At 60.9% G+C, this 21,154-nt stretch carries 24 protein-coding genes and 2 pseudogenes; 8 read left to right on the top strand and 18 right to left on the bottom strand.

All coding sequences use genetic code 11. From position 1 onward, the window contains the following. The first annotated feature begins 126 nt into the window (after positions 1-126). Positions 127-1,479 (top strand): S1C family serine protease, encoded by a 1,353-nt coding sequence (locus tag BN2154_RS03640; RefSeq protein WP_050617481.1) that lies wholly within the window; start codon positions 127-129, stop codon positions 1,477-1,479. A 50-nt stretch (positions 1,480-1,529) separates the two neighbouring features. On the opposite strand, the gene BN2154_RS03635 is transcribed toward BN2154_RS03640, so the two are convergent. From BN2154_RS03635 to lexA, 5 genes are all read right to left on the bottom strand, one after another. Beyond that, the gene (locus tag BN2154_RS03635) at positions 1,530-2,636 is read right to left on the bottom strand and encodes a helix-turn-helix transcriptional regulator (RefSeq protein ID WP_050617480.1); all 1,107 of its coding nucleotides are present in this window, start codon (positions 2,634-2,636) and stop codon (positions 1,530-1,532) included. 169 nt (positions 2,637-2,805) lie between these two features. Further along, positions 2,806-3,036 carry a hypothetical protein gene (locus BN2154_RS03630; RefSeq protein WP_050617479.1) on the bottom strand — a complete coding sequence of 77 codons (231 nt, stop codon included), beginning with the start codon at positions 3,034-3,036 and terminating at the stop codon, positions 2,806-2,808. A 26-nt stretch (positions 3,037-3,062) separates the two neighbouring features. After that, positions 3,063-3,524 carry a methylated-DNA--[protein]-cysteine S-methyltransferase gene (locus tag BN2154_RS03625; RefSeq protein ID WP_094762338.1) on the bottom strand — a complete coding sequence of 154 codons (462 nt, stop codon included), beginning with the start codon at positions 3,522-3,524 and terminating at the stop codon, positions 3,063-3,065. A gap of 5 nt (positions 3,525-3,529) precedes the next feature. Further along, a complete protein-coding gene (locus BN2154_RS03620) occupies positions 3,530-3,976 on the bottom strand; it encodes a VOC family protein (RefSeq protein WP_050617477.1) in 447 nt (148 codons plus the stop codon). Then, positions 3,976-4,587 carry a transcriptional repressor LexA gene (gene lexA / locus BN2154_RS03615; protein WP_050617476.1) on the bottom strand — a complete coding sequence of 204 codons (612 nt, stop codon included), beginning with the start codon at positions 4,585-4,587 and terminating at the stop codon, positions 3,976-3,978. The genes BN2154_RS03620 and lexA overlap by 1 nt, the downstream gene beginning before the upstream one ends. A 185-nt stretch (positions 4,588-4,772) precedes the next feature. On the opposite strand from lexA, the gene BN2154_RS03610 reads away from it, so the two are divergent. Together BN2154_RS03610 and BN2154_RS03605 are read left to right on the top strand one after the other, a co-directional pair. Then, positions 4,773-5,045, top strand: a complete 273-nt coding sequence (locus tag BN2154_RS03610) for a hypothetical protein (protein ID WP_050617475.1) — start codon at positions 4,773-4,775, stop codon at positions 5,043-5,045. Positions 5,046-5,469: 424 nt separating this feature from the next. Continuing rightward, positions 5,470-5,850 (top strand): hypothetical protein, encoded by a 381-nt coding sequence (locus tag BN2154_RS03605; protein ID WP_050617474.1) that lies wholly within the window; start codon positions 5,470-5,472, stop codon positions 5,848-5,850. A gap of 62 nt (positions 5,851-5,912) precedes the next feature. On the opposite strand, the gene BN2154_RS03600 is transcribed toward BN2154_RS03605, so the two are convergent. From BN2154_RS03600 to BN2154_RS15120, 8 genes and pseudogenes are all read right to left on the bottom strand, one after another. After that, positions 5,913-8,075 carry a hypothetical protein gene (locus tag BN2154_RS03600; RefSeq protein WP_050617473.1) on the bottom strand — a complete coding sequence of 721 codons (2,163 nt, stop codon included), beginning with the start codon at positions 8,073-8,075 and terminating at the stop codon, positions 5,913-5,915. Positions 8,076-8,105: 30 nt separating this feature from the next. Further along, positions 8,106-8,885, bottom strand: coding sequence for a 23S rRNA (guanosine(2251)-2'-O)-methyltransferase RlmB (rlmB, locus tag BN2154_RS03595; protein ID WP_050617472.1), 780 nt, complete (start codon positions 8,883-8,885; stop codon positions 8,106-8,108). Between the two features lie 321 nt (positions 8,886-9,206). Next, positions 9,207-9,650 (bottom strand): hypothetical protein, encoded by a 444-nt coding sequence (locus BN2154_RS03590; RefSeq protein WP_050617471.1) that lies wholly within the window; start codon positions 9,648-9,650, stop codon positions 9,207-9,209. Positions 9,651-9,930: 280 nt separating this feature from the next. Next, the gene (locus BN2154_RS03585; RefSeq protein ID WP_050617470.1) at positions 9,931-10,395 is read right to left on the bottom strand and encodes a hypothetical protein; all 465 of its coding nucleotides are present in this window, start codon (positions 10,393-10,395) and stop codon (positions 9,931-9,933) included. Between the two features lie 80 nt (positions 10,396-10,475). Then, complete coding sequence (locus tag BN2154_RS15695; RefSeq protein ID WP_154666635.1) at positions 10,476-10,976, bottom strand: hypothetical protein; 501 nt, start codon at positions 10,974-10,976, stop codon at positions 10,476-10,478. 41 nt (positions 10,977-11,017) lie between these two features. Beyond that, positions 11,018-11,777 (bottom strand): annotated as a pseudogene (locus tag BN2154_RS15125) (IS5 family transposase). A 152-nt stretch (positions 11,778-11,929) separates the two neighbouring features. Then, positions 11,930-12,475: a hypothetical protein gene (locus tag BN2154_RS03570; protein WP_050617467.1), complete on the bottom strand. Its 546-nt coding sequence runs from the start codon at positions 12,473-12,475 to the stop codon at positions 11,930-11,932. Between the two features lie 309 nt (positions 12,476-12,784). Next, positions 12,785-13,577: pseudogene (locus tag BN2154_RS15120) on the bottom strand (IS5 family transposase). A 186-nt stretch (positions 13,578-13,763) separates the two neighbouring features. Between BN2154_RS15120 and BN2154_RS03555 the strand changes: the two are divergent. From BN2154_RS03555 to BN2154_RS03535, 5 genes are all read left to right on the top strand, one after another. Further along, positions 13,764-14,168, top strand: a complete 405-nt coding sequence (locus tag BN2154_RS03555; protein ID WP_242853676.1) for a PadR family transcriptional regulator — start codon at positions 13,764-13,766, stop codon at positions 14,166-14,168. Beyond that, positions 14,158-14,550: a hypothetical protein gene (locus tag BN2154_RS03550; RefSeq protein ID WP_050617464.1), complete on the top strand. Its 393-nt coding sequence runs from the start codon at positions 14,158-14,160 to the stop codon at positions 14,548-14,550. Before BN2154_RS03555 ends, BN2154_RS03550 begins: the two co-directional genes overlap by 11 nt. Positions 14,551-14,759: 209 nt before the next feature. Then, the gene (locus BN2154_RS15985) at positions 14,760-14,993 is read left to right on the top strand and encodes a hypothetical protein (protein WP_050617463.1); all 234 of its coding nucleotides are present in this window, start codon (positions 14,760-14,762) and stop codon (positions 14,991-14,993) included. Positions 14,994-15,254: 261 nt separating this feature from the next. Then, entirely contained in the window at positions 15,255-17,366 is a 2,112-nt protein-coding gene (gene ftsH, locus BN2154_RS03540) for an ATP-dependent zinc metalloprotease FtsH (RefSeq protein WP_094762352.1), read from the top strand. Between the two features lie 169 nt (positions 17,367-17,535). Beyond that, positions 17,536-18,078, top strand: a complete 543-nt coding sequence (locus BN2154_RS03535) for a GNAT family N-acetyltransferase (protein WP_050617461.1) — start codon at positions 17,536-17,538, stop codon at positions 18,076-18,078. Positions 18,079-18,132: 54 nt separating this feature from the next. Here the strand turns inward: BN2154_RS03535 and BN2154_RS03530 are convergent, their stop codons facing one another. Genes BN2154_RS03530 through BN2154_RS03510 form a run of 5 tightly spaced genes read right to left on the bottom strand, consistent with a single transcriptional unit; the run spans position 18,133 to position 20,916 of the window. Beyond that, the gene (locus BN2154_RS03530) at positions 18,133-18,567 is read right to left on the bottom strand and encodes a hypothetical protein (protein WP_050617460.1); all 435 of its coding nucleotides are present in this window, start codon (positions 18,565-18,567) and stop codon (positions 18,133-18,135) included. Positions 18,568-18,571: 4 nt separating this feature from the next. Further along, the gene (locus tag BN2154_RS03525; RefSeq protein ID WP_050617459.1) at positions 18,572-19,660 is read right to left on the bottom strand and encodes a type IV pilus twitching motility protein PilT; all 1,089 of its coding nucleotides are present in this window, start codon (positions 19,658-19,660) and stop codon (positions 18,572-18,574) included. 40 nt (positions 19,661-19,700) lie between these two features. Next, positions 19,701-20,096: a hypothetical protein gene (locus tag BN2154_RS03520; protein ID WP_050617458.1), complete on the bottom strand. Its 396-nt coding sequence runs from the start codon at positions 20,094-20,096 to the stop codon at positions 19,701-19,703. Further along, a complete protein-coding gene (locus tag BN2154_RS03515) occupies positions 20,093-20,419 on the bottom strand; it encodes a hypothetical protein (protein WP_050617457.1) in 327 nt (108 codons plus the stop codon). Before BN2154_RS03515 ends, BN2154_RS03520 begins: the two co-directional genes overlap by 4 nt. Beyond that, entirely contained in the window at positions 20,416-20,916 is a 501-nt protein-coding gene (locus BN2154_RS03510) for a DUF4860 domain-containing protein (protein WP_050617456.1), read from the bottom strand. Before BN2154_RS03510 ends, BN2154_RS03515 begins: the two co-directional genes overlap by 4 nt. Between the last annotated feature and the right edge of the window lie 238 nt (positions 20,917-21,154).

The raw sequence follows: 21,154 nt of genomic DNA, 5'->3' as shown, positions 1-21,154 counted from the left end.
CCGGTTCAAAAAAGATTCTTACTTCGTTCAAAAAACATCGGAGGTTTCTTCACGCAATGGACATATTTTTTGAGTATCCTTTACCACGATCAGAGAAATGCTAAAGCACAGGAAGGAGCGAGCGTTATGTACTATCGCAATGATTATAACAGCCCCCACGAGCCGTGGGAGCAGCCCATCGAAACGACCGGCCATGTGGTGGAGGAGCCCGGGCACAAGGAGCCCAAAAAGAAAAAGTCCTTCGGCGGGAAGATCGTGGCCCTGTGCCTGGTCTGCGCCCTGGTGGGCGGCGTGGCCGGAGGGGCCGGCGTGGCCGCCTTCTCCGGAAACGGCAGCGGCGGCGGTTCCACCACCCTGGTGGAGGGAGAGCGGACCCCCACTGTGGTCAATGTATCCAACGTCACCACCAAGGACCCTCTGACCGCCTCCCAGATCTATCAGGCCTATGTGGGCTCCACCGTGGGCATCACCACCGAAATCGTCACCACCAACTACTTCGGCCAGCCCGTGTCCCAGGCGGCGGCCGGCTCCGGCTTCGTCATCTCCGACAACGGCTACATCCTCACCAACTACCACGTCATCAAAGGCGCATCCTCCATCAAGGTGGCCTTTATGGACGGCACCAACTATGACGCCACGCTGGTGGGTGGCGAATCGGAAAACGACATCGCCGTGCTCAAGATCAACGCCTCCGGCCTCTCCCCCGTGGTGCTGGGCAACTCCGACAACGTCCAGGTGGGCGAGCAGGTGGTGGCCATCGGCAACCCCCTGGGCGAGCTGACCTACTCCATGACCCAGGGCATTATCTCCGCCAAGGACCGCTCCATCACCATGTCCGACGGCACCGTGATGAATATGCTCCAGACCGATACCGCCATCAACAACGGCAACTCCGGCGGGCCCCTGTTTGACATGTACGGTCAGGTCATCGGCATCACCAGCGCCAAGCTGTCCAACAGCGCTACCGCCGGCTCGGGGGCCACCATCGAGGGCCTGGGCTTCGCCATCCCCATCAATGACATCAAGGGCATGGTGGAGGACATCATCGCCAACGGCTATGTCACCGGAAAGCCCTACATGGGCATCACCGTCACCACCGTGCCCGAGTCCGTGGCCTCCCAGTACGGTCTGAGCCAGGGAGCCCTGGTCAAGAGCGTGGATTCCTCCTCCTGCGCCGCCAAGGCTGGGCTGAAGGAGAACGACATCATCACCGCCATCGACGGCCAGACCGTCCTATCCTCCGCCGAGCTGGTGGAGGCCAAGAAGGATTACAAGGCGGGCGACACCATCACCCTGACGGTGGACCGCAGCGGCGAGAAGCTCACCCTCACCCTCACCTTTGACGAGGATACCCCCGAGCGGCAGGCCGCCCAGCAAAAGCAGTTGGAGCAGCAGGAACAGCAACAGAAACAACAGCAGCAGAACAATTCCGGCAGCTACTACTGGCCCTTCGGCGGCTTCTCCCCCTGGTTCTATTAAGGACGTAACATCCAAATCCCCCCGGCGGCAGGTGCCGCCGGGGGGATTTTTCAGGCTTCGGGAGCCATTTCCTGCTCCTCGTCCGCCGCTTTTGGCCGGAAGGTCAACACCACCAGCAGCAGGCAGAGCAGAGCCAGCACCAGACCCGCCGCCACCTGCTCCGGCTCCGGGCGGTAAAACCGGGGGTACAGATCGGACAGGGTGGGCTTAGCCAGGATAAATTCCTTGCTGCGGGGCAGGTAGGCCCACTCCTCCCCCAGACCGGGCAGCAGATCAGCGCCCAGCAGCAGCAGGGCCGTAGGGGCCAGGCCCCGGCGGCGGCCCTTTTTCAGGGCGAGCAGCAGGCAGAGCAGAATCAGCATCCCAGCCAGGCCGCCGTAGAGCAGGCTCTGCCGGAGGTACGCCTCCAGAGGCAGGGCGTCCAGGCGGAAGAGCAGCCAGAAGGCCGTCAGCAGCAGCAGGGAGAGGGCGGGCAGCAGCTCCCGGACAGCGGGTCGGCGGAGCCCCGGCCGGAGCAGCACCGGTCTCCGCCCAAAGCCGCAGCGCTCCACCAGCCAGAGGGTGAGGGCGGTGAGAGCCAGGGCCAGAAGCACGCCCAGCAGGAGGAGCAGGGGCAGGTGGTCTTTCCACCAAAACAGCAGCCGCACACGCCATTCCTGGACGTTGGCGATGGTCATGGCGGCGGGCAGGGCGGCCAGGCCCGTTCCCAGCCGAAGGACTACCGTCAGGTTGACCGACAGGTCCATGGCGGCGTTGCCGATGCGGAACCAGCGGTTCTGGTAGCAGTAGTACCGCTGAAGATAGACCCCGTAGGCCATGCACCCCAGGTAGGCCAGGTAGCACAGCAGGGTGGGCATAAACAGGTCCAGCAGGAAGAAGAGCACCCCGCCTCCCAGGGCAAACGCAAAGGACAGCAAGCTCTGCCCGTCCGCCCGGGTGAGGGTCCGGATGGGCTTTTCCCCGTCCAGCAGGTCATCCACCGTCACCCCCAGCGCCCGGGCCAGGGGGACCAGCAGCGGCACGTCGGGATAGCCGCCCCCCGACTCCCAGCGGGAGACCGTCTTGTTGCTGACCCCCAACTGGTCCGCCAGGTCCTGCTGGGTCATGGCCTTGGCCCGGCGGTAGTTTTTCAGCCGTTCACTGAAATCCGGTTCCATAGAATCGACTCCTTTTCCCTTGGGTGTGGATATTGTAGCATGGCGGGGCGGAAAAAGGCCACCCCATGGTCCGGGAATTCACTCCCGGCAGGCGGGAAAGGGCCTGGAATCCGGTCTCGGGACGAAAAAAGGGCCGGTTTTACACCGGCCCTTCTCAAGGTGTGGAAAATCAGTCCTCCCTCGTCCGGGTGAGGGCACCGAAGAAGCGGACCATCAGGGGGATGTAGGTGCCCACGAAGAGGATGGAGGACAGCACCGCCGCCGCACTCCGCTTTTTCAGTGGGATGCCCAGCCCGATCAGAATGCCCAGCGCCATCAGGCACAGCTTCAGCGCCGCCACGTCCTCCAGATCCATGTCCTTGATGGCGAGCCGTCCCGCCGCCAGCCACTTGTCCAACATGTGCACACGTTCCTTTCCGCCGGGGCCTAAGTCCAGGCCCCCTCCAGTTCCAACAGCCTTCGTTTCAGCTCCAGACCCCCGCCGTAGCCGGTGAGGGTGCCGTCCGCCCCCACCACCCGGTGGCAGGGGATCAGGATGGGGATGGGATTGCGGTGATTGGCCTGCCCCACCGCCCGCACCGCCCTGGGCGAGCCCACTGCCGCGGCGATCTGGGCATAGGTGCGCGTCTCGCCCCAGGGAATAGCCGTCAGGGCCGCCCAGACCCTCCGCTGAAAAGAGGTGCCCCGGGGGTCCAGCGGCAGGTCGAAGCTCCGACGCGCCCCGGCCAGGTATTCCAGGACCTGACGGCGGGCCTCGGCCAGCACCGGGGTCTCATGCTCGGCGATTCGGGGTACCGGGGCGTTGGGCAGGGCCAGGCCGGTGACGCACGCCCCCTCCCCCAGCAGGGCCAGACGACCCGCCGGGCTGTCAAACAGGATCAAATCCATGGGGCTCACCTCCGAAAACAAGCGGGACGGTCAAAATGCACGATCTCCAGCTCGATGCCCTCGGTATCGTAGAAAAAGAAGGCGTAGTCGTCCGGAGTATACTCCGGATAAAACCGGGGCGGAAGGCGGATCGCCGCGCCGGGGATGGCCCGGACCTGGCCATAGAGCCGGTCCACCTCCTCACGGCGATCCACACCGAAGGCCAGGTGGTGGAGGGAAACGGGCTTCCGGCGGCAGACGGCCTCCCCCGCCAGGGCGGGGCGGGGGCAGATGAGAGTCAGGTCAAAGGCCGGGCTGCCATAGTCCACACAGCGGAATTCGTGTTTCGGGATGTTATCCCAGTTTTTGCGGTCTAGATCAAAGCCCAGCAGGGGCAAAAGTTCGTCGTAGAACGGCTCTGCCCGGTCCAGGTCGGCCACCGTGAGCTCGATATGGTCGATGCGGGGGACCATCAGTCGTACCGGCGGACCACCGCCACCACCTTGCCCAGAATCTGAGCGCCCTGGCCGTCGATGGGCTGGTACTCCGGGTTCTCCGGCAGCAGCCACACATGGCCGTCCCGGCGGCGAAAGGTCTTGACCGTGGCCTCGTCCTCGAACAGAGCCACCACGATGTCCCCGTTGCGGACGGTCTGCTGCTGGTGGACGATGACAAAGTCCCCGGGCAAAATGCCCGCGTCCAGCATGGACTCCCCCCGGACTTTCAGGGCGAAGTGCTCCCCGGACAGGCCGCCGGTGTCAAAGGTGAGATAGTCCTCGATATGCTGCTCCGCCAGTATGGGCGCGCCGGCCGCCACGCTGCCCACCACCGGGATCTTATCCGCCGGGGCCTCCACCTCCGGCGCGCCGGGGCCGCCGCTGACCGTGATGGCCCGGGTCTTCCCCTCCGCCTTGGTGATGAGTCCGGCGGACTCCAGCCCCTTCAGATGAAAATGCACCGTGGAGGGGGATTTCAGCCCCACCGCCTCCCCAATCTCCCGCACCGAAGGGGGATAGCCATGGTCCTTCTGGAAGGCGACGATATAGTCGTAAATCTGCTGCTGCTTGTCGGTGAGCTTCTTCATGGCAGACCCTCCTCTGCATCTCAGGCGGAACATAAAGCCTTCTGCGCGCTCGTATACATATACTCTAACGCTATCCTATCATACAACCGCCGGAAAGTCAAACATTCGTTCTAAGAAACTAAAAGGTTTCTTGATCTTTTCCCCATCAGCCGATCGGCGGAAAGAAATGGGACAGGAGGTACGGCATGGACCCCAACAGCGAGATGCCCGGTATTTTATTCGACGCCCTGGCCCGGGCCCGGCGGCGGGCCATTGAGCGGGAGCTGGCCCGGGAGGAAGGGGGCTGCTCCGCCGTGTGGAGGGACGCGTCTCCGGCCATCCGGCGGGTGGACCGGCAGATGTTCGAGGGCTTTTCTCGGGAGGAGCTGGACCTGCTGGCCGCCTTCCAGCGCCGGATGCTCTCCGGGCTGCGGCGGGGGGACGGGCCCAGATGCCCCCGGGGAGGAGGAGCGGGATGAGATGAGAGAGAACAAGGCGGCAGCGCCCGGAGGGGGACGACCAGCGGGACCAGATGAACAGGCTGCCGGGGACAGGGCGCTGGACCGATTGGCTCTTGCAATCCACGGAAGAAACGGTATAATAAAAACTGGAAAACAAAAATGCGGCAGCTCCGGAGTGTTGCAGCACCCCGGAGCCTGCGCAGGTGCACCACCACCTACACAACGGCCCTTGGGCCGCGCCGCACGCTTCATTATACGGTATTCCCAACCCTTTTACAAGGCGGGAAATAACGTGTATTTGGCGTGCCCTGTGTGCATTTGAGAGACTTTGTCCTCGGATGCCGTGTAGGGAATCCCCTGCACGGCATTTTTGTTTCCCGCCGAGATGCCGGGGGAGTCTGTCCCCCGGCCGTCCGGTGCGGACACAGAGGAGGAAGTATAGATGAAACAGAGATTGGCGCCCCTGTTCCTGGTACTGGCCCTGTGCGCGGGGCTGGCCGCCCCCGCCCTGGCCGGCGACGAGCCCGTCCCCGGGCCGTATTTTACCATCAGCACCCAGACGGAGGGCCGCTTTGTCGTGAGGATGGACCGGTCAGCCGACGGCGAGGGCTGGAGCTTTGATGCCGCCACCCGGACCATCGCCCTCAGCGGCGCCGGAATCCAGTACCTGGAGATCTGCCGCGCCGCCGCTCCCGTCAGCCTGGTCCTGGCCGACGGGACCACCGGCACCCTGACCGGCGGCTGCGCCGTTCTGGCGGCCCCCCGGGCGGGCCTGACCATCTGGTGGAGCGCCAGGTCCACGGGCGGGGGGCCGCCGGTGTGACCCGCCGCCTCCCCCGCAAAAAGCCGCCGCGTCTGCATCGCAGACGCGGCGGCCTTTTGTGGTCAATAGCGGTTGACCCAGCCGGAGATCAGATAGGTGGGCACCAGCCAGGCGGTCAGGAAAAAGGTCAGGTTGGCGGCGGTCAGAGAGTCCCACGCCCCCTGGGCTGTGAGATAAAAGGCCAGCAGCACCCCGATCACCGAGCCCAGCACTGCCAGCAGGGCTGCGGCGGTCACCGCCCACCGCAGCCGGCGGGCGCCCACCACCGCCTCGGCAAAGGGGGCCAGGCCCTCCCGGCACAGCACGGCGGTGATGACCGGATCGTGGGGGGCGTCCGGGTCGGACAGCTCCCCCCGCCGCTCCACCGTGGGAAAGTCCATCTTCTCCACCGGCAGCTTAAACTTCTGCCGCAGCATGGCGGGGATGAGATTGAAGTCACGGGTGGCCAGCACCGGCGACACCTTGCCCCCGATAAGGGAGGTGAGGGACGGGGAGATCACCGGATGGAGAACGTAGTTCAGGGCGAAGATGCCTGCCAGCTCCCCGTCGATGGCGCAGAACACGGCGTTGCGCACGTTGAGGCCCTGGGGCAGGGAGACCTCCAGCAGAGACATGAAGGCGGCGGAGCCCACAGCAATCTGCTCGTTGCGGATGACGGCGGTAAGGCCGCCCCCCTCATGGCGCTCGATGCCGCCGGTGGTGCGGCGGTAGACGGCGCCCTGGGAGCGCAGCAGGTCGTGGAAGATTTTGTCCAGGCCGCTGCCCGCGTCCCGGATGAGGGTGGCGGTGACCGCCACCACCTTTTCCACCGGGTAGTCCCCAAAGATCTTGATGCCGTTCAGGGAGACGGAGCCGGGGGGGAAGAGGTCGGCGTCGGTGAGGAGGATGGCGCTCCCCTGCCGGGCCACGCCGGGCCACCCGCCCAGAGCGGCGCCGCTGGAGGACAGCCGCCGGGACAGCACCCGGAAGGGACGGCCGAACAAAAGCATGCCCGACAGGCAGGCCGCCGAGGCGGTGGTGGCCGACAGGCACCACACCAGCCGCTCCGGGGCCCCCCGACCCACCGAAGCGATGAGGGAGAACAGCAGGCAGGACAGCAGCAGCAGCGGCGCGGCCACCCGGAAGATGCGCTGGGCTCCGTCGTCCTCCTGGATCTGGCTGCCGAAGCCGATGGGAGAGCCCGACCACTTGGCGTAGGCGCTGCGGCCGTTCCAGGCCTTCTCGTCCAGGGTGACCAGATAGGGCTCGGAGGCCGCCGCCGCCGTGCGGCAGGCCATGCGCAGGCCCTGCCGCTTGGAGTAGGTCCCCCACAGGGTGAAGAACAGGGACAGCCCCGCCGCCACGCAGTAGGGGAGGCCCTGCCGCTCCGGGGTCAGGCGCCCCATGGTCAGGGCGTCGGCCAGGGCGAAGAGGCAGGAGAAGGCGGTCAGGGTGTCCGCCCCGGGCCGCAGAGTGAACAGCCGCGCCAGACCCAGAATCAGCCCGTCCGCGCCCAGCAGCATGGCGGCCGCCAGCAGGATGGCCGACAAAAGCCCCTGGAGCGGGACGCTGGCGGCCAGGGCGGCGGGCAGCGGAAAGGGCAGCAGCGGAGCCAGCGTCAGCCACAGCATGGGCAGGCACAGCAGCAGCACCAGCACCGCGCGCAGCCGCAGCAGACCCAGGCCCCTGCCGTACCGGCCCGCCAGCTCCGCCGGCGGCAGGTCGGGGGGCGGGGCCGCCTCTCTGCGGGGCTTGCGCTCCCGGAAGAACCGGCCCGCCGGGGGCTCCTCCTCGTCCACGCCGGGGATGAGCCGTTCGAACCGGAGGGTCTCGTCCGAGACCTCCACCCCCTCCTGCTCAAACATCTGCTCGGCATATGCGTCCGCCTTGCGCTTGAGATGTTCGATGCCCGCCTGGAGAGGGGGCGTGTCATCCTCCGGGAATTCCAGCACCTTGTCCGAGACGGGCGGCTGCCCCGTCTTGGGCCGGGGCGGCGGCGGGAGGGCCTCCTCCTCTTCCGCGTCCTCCTCCGGCCCGTCCGGGTCCTCCCCGCCGGGCGCCTCCGGCGCCGGGGTCGGGAAGGGCACCACGTTCTCCGGCGGAGGGGGCCGCCGCTTGGCCTCCGGCCAGGGCAGGTCCGGGCCGGAGGGCTTCGGCCCGGAGCCGAATTCCACCAAAATCTCCTCCAGCGTGAATTCCGCCGCCTCAGTGTCCTTATTCAGCTTGTCATCCCGGTCGTTTGACATCCCTGAATTCCTTGCTTTCTTGATGAGATATTACGGCTCCAGCCGCTGGCGCACCGCCTCGTAGAGCAGGATGGCCGCCGCCGCCGAGGCGTTGAGGGAATTGAGCTTGCCCTTCATGGGGATACTCACTTTGAAGTCGCAGGTCTCGGCCACCAGACGGCCCATGCCCGTCCCCTCCGAGCCGATGACGATGGCCGCCGGGCCCTTCAGGTCGGCGTCGTACAGCCGGGTGTCCCCGTCCGCCGCCGTGCCGAAAACCCACACGCCCGCCTCCTTCAACTCCTTCAGCAGAGCGGGCAGGTTAGCCACCCGGGCCACCGGCACATGGGACACCGCCCCCGCCGAGGTCTTGGCCACCACGGCCGTCAGCCCCGCCGAGCGGCGCTTGGGGATGATGACCCCGTGGGCCCCGGCGCACTCCGCCGTGCGGATCACCGCACCCAGATTGTGGGGGTCGGACAGCTCGTCGCACACCACGATCAGGGGAGGCTCCCCCTTTTCCCGGGCAATGGACAGGATGTCCTCCACCGTGGCGTATGCCCGTACCGCCGCCACGGCGATGACCCCCTGGTGGGCGTGGGTCAGGCTCATGGCGTCCAGCTTGCGCCGGTCGGCCTCCACCACCACGATGCCCTTGCCCCGCGCCGTGGAGGCAATGTGGCCCAGGGAGGCGTCGGTCTCCCCCTTGGCAATATAGATTTTATCCACCGGCGTGCCCGCCCGCAGAGCCTCCAGCACCGCATTGCGGCCCTCGATGACCCCATCGGATTCCTGTTGCCGGTCCTTCCAATCTTCCCGCTTTTCCCGCATGGCTTGTCCTGCCTTTCCGTTCAATCAGCTTTCAGTATACCATATTTGCGCGTGGAGAAAAAGAAGAATTTGCGCGCTTTGACCCGCAGTCCAGGCCAAGCTCCCCGGCCCGTCCGTCCCCCCCCGCTCCCCCCCACCCCACCCCCGTCATTCTGAGGCGCAGCCGAAGAATTCGTCCTTCCCCGTCTCATGCGGCGGCAAAAAGGACGGTGGGAACGGATTCTTCGCTCCGCTCAGAATGACGCGGGGGGCAGAGAAAAGGAGCGGTCCATTTGTCCTGGCTATACCAGGAACAATGGACCGCCCCTTATCCGTTCCTTTTTATTGGATTGGAACCGTCTCCCCATCCTGCCCGGAGGACGGGTCCAGACCTACGGTGGTAAATACGGGGTTGTTCTCAAATTTCTCGAATCGAGTCATCCGGTCAAAGTCCCCGCCGCAGAGGTAAACGAAATTGCCCTTAATGACCAGGTCGTAGACGGAATCCTGACCATGCAGGACCGCCGTGTCCTCCGACATGGCCCAGGTCCCTTCATCCAGTGCTTTCCCGCCCTCCCCGAGGTAAAGGGAAAAGTGATCGCCGTCAAAGGTCAGATAGGTCGCAAAATTAACGATCCGATCCGTGCCGAAGGTGCCGTACAGCGCGGCGTCCTTTGGATGCGCCTTCCGCTGTGCATATAGAGAACCCCAGCCGACGAGGCTGAAGAGGAGTAAAAGAAGGATCACGGCCCAGACCAAGAGAGATACCTTGTTCGCTTTTCTCATGTTCTGCTCCCCTTTCGTCCAATCAAGGACCGATGTGACACAAGACTCCGACTTTTGCGTTTCTATCTAAAGGTTATGATACACCCCAACAGTATGTTTGCCAATCATTAATAATGCAATACTCCGATTCAAAAAGGCAGACAGAGGGACGGTTCGCGGCCTGGGCCCGGCCCCCCGGCCCACCCCTCCTCCCCGCGTCTGGGCGTAAAACACCCCCGGTGTCACCAATGTAACACTGGGGGGTGCGGTACAAGACGGGAGAACCGTCCCCTTGTCTGCCCTATTCAATTGGAACCAGGGTATATGGTCCAGCATCTTCAAAATAATAGACATCTAAAGGAACATCCATACTATTCATTACAATGTACCATTTGTTGTCGGTATATAAAGCATAGTTCAAAATTTTTTCGTTAGAAGTTTTTTGTGAATTAATAACTGTATTTAACTCATACAACCTATCGGCTATTTTTTTTATATTAACAATTTCGTAAGAGATTAATTTATCTTGGATAAAGCCATTTACAGCTAATTTTCTAAAGGTTTCGACTTGGGAATTAAAAAAAATCATAGTTGCTGCCTGTTCATATCGCTCAGAAATAATATTATCAAAATATTGGGTTGCCATCTCCTGTACGTCGTTTTTTTCGTTGATATTTTTTTTAATATGTAAAATTGCAACAGTTAATATAAACACAACGATTAGAGCTATAAATAAACCAACATATTTTTTAACTAATCTATACATATACACTCCTTAGAGAAATAGTTATGGGGAGTATATACTTCCCATAACTATTATGAAAAAAGTACTAATACCTAAAGAATTTATGCAAGCTTGTCTACTGAGCGCCACTTTACTGTCCCAGATAAGTCACCACCTGTTCTGTTTGAAACAGCTCCAAAATAAGTATACGTATTGTTAAATTCTGCCTTGGTATCATATGTGTATCCTACCAACGGACACATCTTATAGCTTGTATACTCAAATCCACTATACGATTTCCATATACCGATGCCCACTTTTGTCGTATCGGAGTACCCACCTGACACGGTCATATTCGTGTCATAAGCTATTAGATTGTGTTTTACATCAGAACCCATAAATCCATAATTTGCTGTCCAAAAATATTCATTATCTCCTAAAGGCCCAAATTTATAAGAGAGCAATAGAGTAGTTGAGTCTCTAGGCTGTGGGTCTGTGAGAACGACATGGGCAACATCCTGATTTAAAACGTCCCCGTGGGTTGCAGCGAATGCAGGGGCAGACATGCCAATTGCTAGTGAAAGAGTTAAGGCCATGCAAATAAATTTTGATTTAATATTCATTTTTTTCTCTAGGGCTTGTTTGAAAAAAGGCGGAGATTGTGCTAAAGCAACAAAATAGCGATGGAGGCAAGATACACAAAGGCCAGGAAGGAAGCATCCGACTTGTCATATCGGGTGGCGATTCTGCGAAACCACTTGATTTTCTGGAAAAAACACTCCACCAGATGGCGCTCTTTATACAGATGCCAGTCAACCGGCCGGGGATCGGAAACGTTGCTTTGCGGCGGGATCACATAGCTGGCCCCGTGCGCTGAGATATATTCCCGAATCGTCCGGGCACCATAGGCCCGATCTGCCAGCACGGCACTCCCGCTGATCCTGACTTTTTTCAGCAGTTCAACAGCGTGAACCGAATCGTGGTCATTTCCAGCGGAGAGCAGGAACTCCACCGGGTTTCCCAGACCGTCTACGACAGCGTGGAGTTTTGTGTTCCACCCGCCTTTGGTACGGCCAACCGCCTTATCCGCCGTTTTTTTCCCCGCCATTTGCGCTTTCATGCACCTTTACGCAAGTGGAGTCCATGCTCAGGTTCTCCATATCCGCGTCCGCAGACAGTGTGTGGAATACCGCTTCCAGAGTGCCGTCATCCCGCCATTTGGCGAATCGGGCGTATATAGACTGCCAAGGGCCATAGGTCTCCGGCAGCTCACGCCACTGCGCACCGCTCCGGACGATCCAGAGCATTCCGTTGAGCATGATCCGGTTATCCTTCCGGGGACGACCCCGCTTTCCCGTTTCTTCCGGTGGCAGCAGCGGCTTGATCCGTTCCCATTGTTCTTTTGTTAATTCATATCGTTTCATGCTCGTAGCTTCGCATAACTTGGTTTCTTGTGCAACTTTTATTTTTCAAACAAGGCCTAACCCCTCCTGACAAGCAGTTTTCCGTGGCAAGAAAAATCTTGCCACGGAAAACTGCTATGAAGCTTCTTAGAAGTATACGTCTGTGGTGTTTCTTAGCCTACATCCACCGTAAGTCGTACGTTTTGCAGACCGGAGCCTTGGTGGCTTATGAATAGATTGTATTCATGGGTAGGGTCAACGTTAAAAGACTTTGAGACAGGAGCAGTGCTGTTATAGGCCAGCGAGAAATAATCGGAAATCAACTGCTCATCTTTGTCATAAATCGAAACGTTCACATCCGATTTGCTCGGGTCCTGTGAATCGGTGAAAGTAACTGTGACTACACCAGTTTCATCACTTTCAAATGTCAGTCCAGTAACCAAGGTGGTATTGCTTGTACCCGGATAAGGATTAGCAGGGACACCCCTCACCCATCCGCTAAAAACATTTCTGTCAGCGGTTGCCAGCATAGAGATAGGACTCTGAGGATACCGATGATACTCGGTTCCAGGAATACACATAGACGTATCGACCTGGCTCCAATCAATACCAAAATAATAGGGGTCATCCTCAAGAGATGCGGCACTAGCGGAAACGGCCAGAGAAAGCATCATGCAGACGGCGCACAGGACACTCAGGAGCTTTTTGAACTTTTTCATTATGATATCTCCTTATTCTCGTTTGGGAAATGAATCCTCATGGATGAACGGTACTGGGATACTTGTGCTACGGAGTTTGATTTGCTGAATCTTCTGACGGCCTCACCGCTTTTTAGTCTATAGGGAAAGCCGCGGACCGTCAAATTTCTACCCCATTGGACTCCCCTCCGATCCTCACCGCCCGTCGGCGGGCCATTGGCGTATTTGTGTCCCAAGCTGGGACAGAACTTGAAGCGCCCTATTTATGCTCTCATCCAATAAAACGATTTTCTGCGAAAAGTGCAACGGGCTTTTTTCAAAAGATTTTATTTAGGCCTTGTTTGAAAAAAGATAGAGAATGTGCCAAAGCAACAAAATAGCGATGGAGACAAGATAAACGAAGGCGAGAAAGGAAGCATCCGACTTGTCATATCTGGTGGCGATTCTGCGAAACCACTTGATTTTCTGGAAAAAACACTCCACCAGATGGCGCTCCTTATACAGATGCCAGTCAACCGGCCGGGGATCGGAAACGTTGCTCTGCGGCGGGATCACATAGCTGGCCCCGTGCTCTGAGATGTATTCCCGAATTGCCCGAGCGCCATAAGCCCGATCTGCCAGTACAGCACTCCCGCCGATTCTGACCTTTTTCAGCAGTTCAACAGCGTGAACCGAATCGTGGTCATTTCCAGCGGAGAGAAGGAACTCCACCGGGTTTCCCAGACCGTCTACGACCGCGTGGAGTTTTGTGTTCCACCCACCTCTGGTACGGCCAACCGCCTTATCCGCCGTTTTTTTCCCCGCCATTTGCGCTTTCATGCACCTTTACGCAAGTGGAGTCCATGCTCAGGTTCTCCATATCCGCGTCCGCAGACAGTGCGTGGAATACCGCTTCCAGAGTGCCGTCATCCCGCCATTTGGCGAATCGGGCGTACACGGACTGCCAGGGACCATAGGTCTCCGGCAGCTCACGCCACTGCGCACCGCTCCGGACGATCCAGAGCATCCCGTTTAGCATGGTCCGGTTATCCTTCCGGGGGCGGCCCCGCTTCCCCGTTTCTTCCGGTGGCAGCAGCAGCTTGATTCGTCCCCATTGTTCTTTTGTTAGTTCATATCGTTTCATGCTATTAGCTTCGCATAGCTTGGTTTATTGTGCAACTTTTATTTTTCAAACAAGGCCTAATCTGTTGATTTCGACCTCAATTACGGTATGTATGATATCATCTTAACATATACTTGTCAATAACAATTATATTTACAAGAAGAATATTTTTTGCTAAACTAAAACTATCCTAGGAAAAGGTGCACCATGATGCCAAGGAACAGCGACAAAACCACAAAGAGCGGCACGACCGCCAGTATCAACGACCAGCTCAAAAAGGCAACGACAGAAATGTTGGTGCTTTTTGTGCTGCGCCAAAAACCCATGTACACCTACGAGATGATGAGCACCATCGAGCGGCTGAGCGAAGGTAGGCTGAGCTTCAACACCCTGTACCAGGCCATCTACCGCCTGCGGGACTTCGGATATATCAGCGAGTCCGACAAGGTCCTGTCCGAGGATAACCGCATAAGGATCTATTTTTCCATCACGGAGGCGGGCGAGGGTTACCTCAGAGACCTGAGGGTGGAGTATCAGAATTTCATCGACACCATATCCCTGATTTTTTCAAAGGACGGCAGACTGGATGAGGGCGACGGACATGAAAACTGAATGGAAAGCCTATTATCGTGATTTGGCGTGGCGGCTGGAATGTCCGAGGGCGAAGCGCAGGGAATTGATCGAAGAGACACGACGGGCCGTCACGAATTTCATGGAGGAGGCCCCCCACGCCGAATTTGCCGACGCGGTACGGTTCATAGGTACGCCGGCAGAGCTGGCGCGGTCCTACAACGAGCTGCTGGGGCCGGAGGCCACCGAAAAATTCCGCAGGGGCAGGCGCATCCGGCGCAGGATTGTGCTGGGCTTTGCAATTGTGGCCCTCGCCGTGGCGGTCATTTACTGCGCTTACTTACGAGAGCGGCAACACGACGTAAATATAACAGAAGAAAAAACAATTGTCATATACAAAACAGAAGAGGGAGAGAATCCATGAAAAAAATGATTTCTATGTTGACAGCTCTCGCTTTGGTATTGTCGTTGTGCCTTATCCCGACTTGTTCCGCTTACGGGCGGGAGAATACGAAAGTAGTCGATTTGGGGAACGGCATCACGGTCGAAACGACGACTACCGTTTACGATTCGCTTTTGCGCAGTTCCACACAAAAGGCGTCCTCTACCAGTAAGTTTAAAAATAACGGTGAATTGATCGCCACTGTCACTCTGACCGCTACTTTCGGTTATGACGGCTCCCGCGCGTGGGTGGTCAGCGCCTCCGGCTCCCACTCCATGGAGAGCGGCTGGACATACAGCAACCAGAGCATCTCCAAATCGGGCGGGACGGCCAATCTGACGGCGGACATCAAGAGCACCACCGGACTGGGCGCGTTCCCCGTCGACATCAGCCTGACCTGCAGCAAGGACGGCGACATCAGCTAAAGGAACGATATGTGAAAAATAAGGCCGGCCCGCGGTCCTGGAAAAACCAGGACAGGCGGGCCGGCCTTTTCCCTTAGCGCGCGGAGCGGATTCACAGAAAGTTTACGGGGGGTTTTCTTGTATTTTAAGGTGTTGTGTGCTATATTAAAGCAAACTTGTTATACAATAGGATAGCAGGCGAAAGGTTCCAATAAAGGAGGACACGCCTTGAACCAAAATAACAACAAGGGCTCGGGGAACAACTCTGGCGGAAATAAAAACATGATGGGGATCATCTCCATCATCCTCTGGGCCCTCATCATCGTGCTGATGGTCAACTATGTCACGTCCATGGCCACCACCCGGCAGAGCACCGAGATCGACTACTCGGAGTTCGTCCAGATGGTGCGGGACGACAAGGTGGCCTGGGTGGTGATGGAGAGCAACAAGTACACCATCTACCCCAAGCCCGACGCAGCCGCCCAGACCCAGTCCGCCAAGCCGGAGACGACGGAAAGCCCCATTCCCGGCCTGGAGGGCCTCATGCAGTCCGCTGAGAGCGGCACCGATCAGTGGAAGCAGCAGCTCAAGAGCGGACCCTCTTACTACTGCGCCCCCATCGCCAGCGACAGCGAGATCGCCCGCCTGATCCCCCTGATGGAGGAGCACGGCGTGGTCTACGGCCCGCCCTATGTGGAGCAGCTCTCCCCCATCATCTCCCTACTCATCTCCTATGTGCTGCCCGTCATCATCATGGTGGTGCTCTTCTCCTTCCTGTTCCGCAACATGTCCTCCAAGATGGGGGGCGGCCTGGGCGGCGTGGGGAAGGCCAACGCCAAGGTCTATGTGGAAAAAAAGACCGGCGTCACCTTCCGGGACGTGGCCGGTCAGGATGAGGCCAAGGAGTCCCTGGAGGAGATCATCGACATCCTCCACAACCCCCAAAAATACACCGAGATCGGCGCCAAGCTGCCCAAGGGCGCCCTGCTGGTGGGCCCCCCGGGCACCGGCAAGACCCTGCTGGCCAAGGCTGTGGCCGGAGAGGCGGGGGTCCCCTTCTTCTCCATCTCGGGCTCCGACTTCGTGGAGATGTTCGTGGGCGTGGGCGCCAGCCGGGTCCGCGACCTCTTCAAGGAGGCCAGCAAAATGGCCCCCTGCATCATCTTTATCGACGAGATCGACACCATCGGCAAATCCCGGGACAACCGCCTGGGCGGCAACGATGAGCGGGAGCAGACCCTGAACCAGCTCCTGGCCGAGCTGGACGGCTTCGACCCCACCAAGGGCGTCATCGTCCTGGCCGCCACCAACCGGCCCGAGGTGCTGGACCAGGCCCTGCTGCGGCCCGGCCGGTTCGACCGCCGTATCACCGTGGACCGGCCCAACCTGGCCGGTCGTGTGGCCACCCTCCAGGTCCACACCCGCAATATCCGCCTCTCCGAGGACGTGGACCTGAACAAGATCGCCCAGGCTACCGCCGGCGCTGTGGGCGCCGACCTGGCCAACCTGGTCAACGAGGCCGCCCTCCGGGCCGTGCGCCTGGGCCGCCGGGCCGTCAATCAGGAGGACCTGCTCAAGTCCTTCGAGCTGGTCATCGCCGGGTCGGAGAAAAAGGGCACCGTCCTCACCGAGCACGAAAAGAAGCTGGTGGCCTATCACGAGGTGGGTCACGCCCTGGTGGCTGCCAAGCAGAAGAACACCGAGCCCGTCCAAAAAATCACCATCGTTCCCCACACCCAGGGGGCGCTGGGCTTTACCCTCCAGACCCCGGAGGAGGAGAAGTTCCTCAACACCAAGGACGAGATTCTGGCCAAGATCCGGGTCTGTATGGGCGGCCGGGCCGCCGAGGAGCTCATCATGCACACCCAGACCACCGGCGCAGCTCAGGATATCCAGCAGGCCACCAGCCTGGCCCAGTACATGGTCACCATGTACGGCATGTCCGACGAGTTCGGCATGACCGGGCTGGCCTCCCGCCAGAGCCAGTATCTGGAGGGGGGCTACGGTCTCAACTGCGCCCAGGAGACCGCCGCCCAGATCGACCGGCTGGTTACCAAGATCATCAAGGACTGCTATGCCGAGGCCATCCAGATCCTGCGGGACAACGAGGAGATGCTCCACGCCATCACCAGCTACCTGCTCCAGAAGGAGACCATCACCGGCACCGAGATGAAGGCCATCCTGGAGGGGCGGGACCCGGAGCTGGCCGAGGCTGAGGTCTCCGGTGTGAGCCGGGCAATGCGTGGTCCGGCGGCCCAGCCCGCCGTCACCGACGGCGTGGAGGCCCCCGCCCGAAATATCCACATCGTCAGCGATCCCCCCGTGGCCCCCCCGTCCCCGGCGGAGGAGCCGGGCGTGCCCAGTCCGCCCGACGAAAACAAGACCCAGGAGTGATGAAAGAGGTCCCGCGGCAACGCCGCGGGACCTCTTTGCTGTCTCACAGCCTTCTCCAGATTTGACAGAGGATAGAAACTGTGGTATCATGATACCAATTTCATAAAAAAGAACCGTCGATGCGGAAGCATAGAAGGGCTTTTTAGTATTTTTACTGTGAGGTAAGCGTATGAAGAAAGCCGCTTCTATTTTTTTACGCGCGGACATTGTCCAGGAGGATATTCGGAGACTGACGCTGTGGCTGCAGAACCAGCGCGTCACCCGGTTCCTCAACGAGGACGCCCGGGTGGTGGACGAGCTCAACCGGCTGCTGGCCGACGTGCCGGCTCCCATGCTCCGCTATCACATGAACCAGCAGGGCCGCTTTTTTCTGGTGTGCCCGGAAGGGGGCGGCCCCATCGGCTTTTTGAAGCTGCGGGAGCACGCCGTCGGAACCTATGAGATGGTGATCGTCATCGGGGACGAGACCCTCTGGGGCAACGGCTATGGCCGGCAGGCCGTGCGGGCTGCCGTGGCCAAGGTTTTTCTGGAGTGGCGGGGACGCAGCCTGACGGCCCGCATCTATCACGGAAACACCCGGTCGGTGGGTCTGGTGTGCGGCTGCGGCTTTCGGGAGCGGGAACGACTGGAAAAACTGAGCTGCTACCGCATCACCAGGGAAGAGTATCTGGCCCAAGCCGAGCGGGGCGGGAGCCTGCGCTACGGCACGTGATGAAATAAAGGCGGGGGCGCTGTATCCATCCGATACAGCGCCCCCGCCTTTTTGTCAAAGCTCCTCCATATGCCGGTCCACCAGACTCAGCAGCTCCAGGTCGCTGGAGAAGGACATGGGAGATTGGCCCTCCATCCAGTCCACCGCTCCCTGCCAGGTGGCGTTCCGGCGGGTGAGGATGGCAAGCTGGAAGGTGGTCAGGGCGCCTCTGGACGCCTCCACCTCCGCCTCGCTCATGGCCCCGCCGGGCAGCACGGAGGCCGGGTACTCCGACGCGTCCTGGACAAAGGTGCGGATACGCTGGGACGCCTGAGGAAAGTTCTGGGCGTCCAGCACCCCCTCCACCTTTAAAAGCAGGTCGCCCAGGTCCGCAAAGGCCATGGGGGCGGTCAGCCGTTGGCTGACGATCCGGCCGCTGAGCCGGCCGTCCTCCTTTTGGTCTACACAGATGCGGAAAAGGCCGTTTTTCGGATTCAGTTTGGTGCTCATATCCTCACCTCATTTGGTTTTTTTCGGCTCCGCCGGCCAAGGCGGCCAGGCGGCGGATCATCCAGTCGCTGTTGGCGGCGTGGCGGAAGGCGGTGTCCGGATGGACCCGCCCGGCCTGGACCAGCCGCAGGATGCTCTGGTCCATGGTCACCATCCCCTCCTGGCTGGAGGAGGCGATGACGCTGTCCAACTGGAACGCCTTGGATTCCCGGATCATGTTGCGCACGGCGGGGTTGACCGTCATGACCTCAAAGGCGGGGACCTGCGCGCCGTCCTCCGCCTGGAGAAGCTGCTGGGAGACCACGCCCTCCAGCACCAGAGCCAGTTGGGTGCGGATCTGCTGCTGCTGGGCCGGGGGAAAGGCGTCCACGATGCGGTCCACCGTGTTGGCCGCCCCGATGGTGTGGAGGGTGGAGATGACCAGATGGCCCGTCTCTGCGGCGGTGACGGCCGCCTTGATGGTCTCGGCATCCCGCATCTCCCCCAGCAGGATGATGTCCGGAGCCTCCCGCAGGGCCGCCCGCAGAGCCGCGTCGTAGGAGGCGGTGTCGGTATACAGCTCCCGCTGGGTTACCACGCTCATTTTATGCTGGTGCAGGTATTCAATGGGGTCCTCGATGGTCACCACATGGGCTTCGCGGGTGGAGTTCACATGGTCCACCAGACAGGCCAGGGTGGTGGTTTTGCCGCTCCCCGCCGGGCCGGTGACCAGCACCAGGCCGTGGGGATAATCGGCAAAGGCCATTACGTTGTCCGGGATGCCCAGGGCGTGCCGGTCGGGCAGGTTGAAGGACACCACCCGGATGACCAGGGCCAGGGAGCCCCGCTGCCGCAGGGCGTTGACCCGGAAGCGGCTGAGGCCGGAAACGGCAAAGGAAAAGTCGTCGTCCCCGGTATCCAGCAGCTTGGTCATGTCCCGGCCCGCCAGGGAGTAGAGCTCCTGAGTCAGCGCCAGGGTCTGGGCGGGAAAGAGCTTCTCCCCCTCCCGGCACAGGCGGCCGTTGATCTTATAGTCCACCGGCAGGCCGGCTACCACCAGCACATCAGAGGCCTCACGGGTTACGGCGTTTTGCAGGATATCAGTCAGGGGCATAACTACCGCTCCTCTTCGTTGTTCGCCGGGGCCCCGGGGATCAGCCCGCTGGCAGGGTGCCGTCAAAGACCGGCAGAGGGTCCGCCTCCGCAGGGGCGTCTTCCCCCTGGGCCGGGACGGTCTGCCAGGCCAGAACGGCCACGGTGCCGTCCGCCCGGCGGGCCAGATGGATGTGCAGGGACTGGGCCTCCGTCATGGGCAGGGTGGCCTCCAGCTCCTCCGCACTGCCGGCGGAAAAGCCGGACAGGAGACGCGCGGCCTCGGCGTCGGCGGCGTAGTAGGCCGTCACCGTGTCGGCGTTGATGCGGGACAGGGCCCAGTCAGCCCGGGCAGAGGTATAGGTCAGGGCGGAAAAGACCGCCAGAGTGAGCACCAGCAGGACGGTGAGCACCGTCAGCACGCCCACGCCGACGGGGGAACCGCGGTCATCCTTCACGGCAGGCTCACCTCCAGTTCATAGACGAGGCGGCCGTCCCTGGATATGCGGACCCGTCCGGTTTGGACGGAGGTCCCGCCGCCGGTACGGGTGTGCTGCACCTGGTAGCCGTCCACGGTCCGGTCGGCCCCGTCCCCGTGGCTCCGCCACGTCTCGGCGGCGGTCTGGGCCAGATAGACCGCCTGGGTCAGCTCGGCGCTCTCCCGGCTCATGGATCGGGCCCTCACCAGCAGGGCCACGCAGACGGCGGCGCACAGGGCAAAGATGACCAGGTCCAGGATCAGCTCGACCAGCAGCAGACGGGCGCGGGAGCGATCGTTCACAGCATGCCCACCTCCCCGCCAAGCCGGCAGCGGGGGGCCACCGACACGGAAGAGACCGTCCCGTCAGAGGCGGTGGCGGTGAAGCAGAGCAGGCCGTCCTCGGCACGGATGTCCAGGGACGAAAGCTCCAGCACCGGTAGGCCGTCCTCCGGCAGGAGGGGATAGCCCTCCTCCACGTAGAGCTCCCGAAGCTGGCCGCCGTAGCAGTAGAGCAGGGTGATATAGCTGGACCCGCCGGCGGGCTCCACCAGGGCCAGCGCGTCGCCGCCGCCGAAGGACTCCACATAGACGCATCCGTCGGCGTCGGAGCGTCGGACCTGATGGACCAGGTAGCTCAGGGCGGTGCGGCGGGTGTAATTGACTTCGGCAACGGCCGCCGTGTCCCGGTAGGCCCCGCTGGCCAGCAGGGTCAATCCCATGGCCAGCACCGCGAACAGGGCGCACAGGGCAAAGACGGCGGCGGAATGGAGGCCGCCGCGGGGCAGGGCAGGTGACAAAAGGCGGAAGCCTCCTTTCCAGTGGGGGGAGTGCCGCCGGGCACCCCCGAAGGGGGGACGCGCAGCGGCCAAGCGTTTCGGCGCCAGCCGAAACCTTGCCGCAGGCCGAATTTATTTCGGCCGAGGAAGAAACAAGAAAAGGGGCCCCCGTCGGCCGCGTCAGCGGTCGATGGGGAAGGCGGAATGGAGGCCGCCGCGGGGCAGAGCAGGTGACAAAAGGCGGAAGCCTCCTTTCGGG

It is taken from the genome of Intestinimonas massiliensis (ex Afouda et al. 2020), from assembly GCF_001244995.1.
Taxonomy (GTDB): Bacteria; Bacillota; Clostridia; order Oscillospirales; family Oscillospiraceae; genus Intestinimonas; species Intestinimonas massiliensis.
The sequence above is the reverse complement of the archived record's forward strand: the minus strand, read 5'-3'. Positions and strand labels throughout refer to the sequence as shown.

What these genes read in the sequence shown, in the direction of transcription:
- BN2154_RS03640 (WP_050617481.1), top strand. Translation starts at nt 127, where the DNA reads ATGTACTATCGCAATGATTATAACAGCCCCCACGAGCCGTGGGAGCAG.
- BN2154_RS03635 (WP_050617480.1), bottom strand. Translation starts at nt 2,636, where the DNA reads ATGGAACCGGATTTCAGTGAACGGCTGAAAAACTACCGCCGGGCCAAG.
- BN2154_RS03630 (WP_050617479.1), bottom strand. Translation starts at nt 3,036, where the DNA reads ATGTTGGACAAGTGGCTGGCGGCGGGACGGCTCGCCATCAAGGACATG.
- BN2154_RS03625 (WP_094762338.1), bottom strand. Translation starts at nt 3,524, where the DNA reads ATGGATTTGATCCTGTTTGACAGCCCGGCGGGTCGTCTGGCCCTGCTG.
- BN2154_RS03620 (WP_050617477.1), bottom strand. Translation starts at nt 3,976, where the DNA reads ATGGTCCCCCGCATCGACCATATCGAGCTCACGGTGGCCGACCTGGAC.
- lexA (WP_050617476.1), bottom strand. Translation starts at nt 4,587, where the DNA reads ATGAAGAAGCTCACCGACAAGCAGCAGCAGATTTACGACTATATCGTC.
- BN2154_RS03610 (WP_050617475.1), top strand. Translation starts at nt 4,773, where the DNA reads ATGGACCCCAACAGCGAGATGCCCGGTATTTTATTCGACGCCCTGGCC.
- BN2154_RS03605 (WP_050617474.1), top strand. Translation starts at nt 5,470, where the DNA reads ATGAAACAGAGATTGGCGCCCCTGTTCCTGGTACTGGCCCTGTGCGCG.
- BN2154_RS03600 (WP_050617473.1), bottom strand. Translation starts at nt 8,075, where the DNA reads ATGTCAAACGACCGGGATGACAAGCTGAATAAGGACACTGAGGCGGCG.
- rlmB (WP_050617472.1), bottom strand. Translation starts at nt 8,885, where the DNA reads ATGCGGGAAAAGCGGGAAGATTGGAAGGACCGGCAACAGGAATCCGAT.
- BN2154_RS03590 (WP_050617471.1), bottom strand. Translation starts at nt 9,650, where the DNA reads ATGAGAAAAGCGAACAAGGTATCTCTCTTGGTCTGGGCCGTGATCCTT.
- BN2154_RS03585 (WP_050617470.1), bottom strand. Translation starts at nt 10,395, where the DNA reads ATGTATAGATTAGTTAAAAAATATGTTGGTTTATTTATAGCTCTAATC.
- BN2154_RS15695 (WP_154666635.1), bottom strand. Translation starts at nt 10,976, where the DNA reads ATGAATATTAAATCAAAATTTATTTGCATGGCCTTAACTCTTTCACTA.
- BN2154_RS03570 (WP_050617467.1), bottom strand. Translation starts at nt 12,475, where the DNA reads ATGAAAAAGTTCAAAAAGCTCCTGAGTGTCCTGTGCGCCGTCTGCATG.
- BN2154_RS03555 (WP_242853676.1), top strand. Translation starts at nt 13,764, where the DNA reads ATGATGCCAAGGAACAGCGACAAAACCACAAAGAGCGGCACGACCGCC.
- BN2154_RS03550 (WP_050617464.1), top strand. Translation starts at nt 14,158, where the DNA reads ATGAAAACTGAATGGAAAGCCTATTATCGTGATTTGGCGTGGCGGCTG.
- ftsH (WP_094762352.1), top strand. Translation starts at nt 15,255, where the DNA reads ATGATGGGGATCATCTCCATCATCCTCTGGGCCCTCATCATCGTGCTG.
- BN2154_RS03535 (WP_050617461.1), top strand. Translation starts at nt 17,536, where the DNA reads ATGAAGAAAGCCGCTTCTATTTTTTTACGCGCGGACATTGTCCAGGAG.
- BN2154_RS03530 (WP_050617460.1), bottom strand. Translation starts at nt 18,567, where the DNA reads ATGAGCACCAAACTGAATCCGAAAAACGGCCTTTTCCGCATCTGTGTA.
- BN2154_RS03525 (WP_050617459.1), bottom strand. Translation starts at nt 19,660, where the DNA reads ATGCCCCTGACTGATATCCTGCAAAACGCCGTAACCCGTGAGGCCTCT.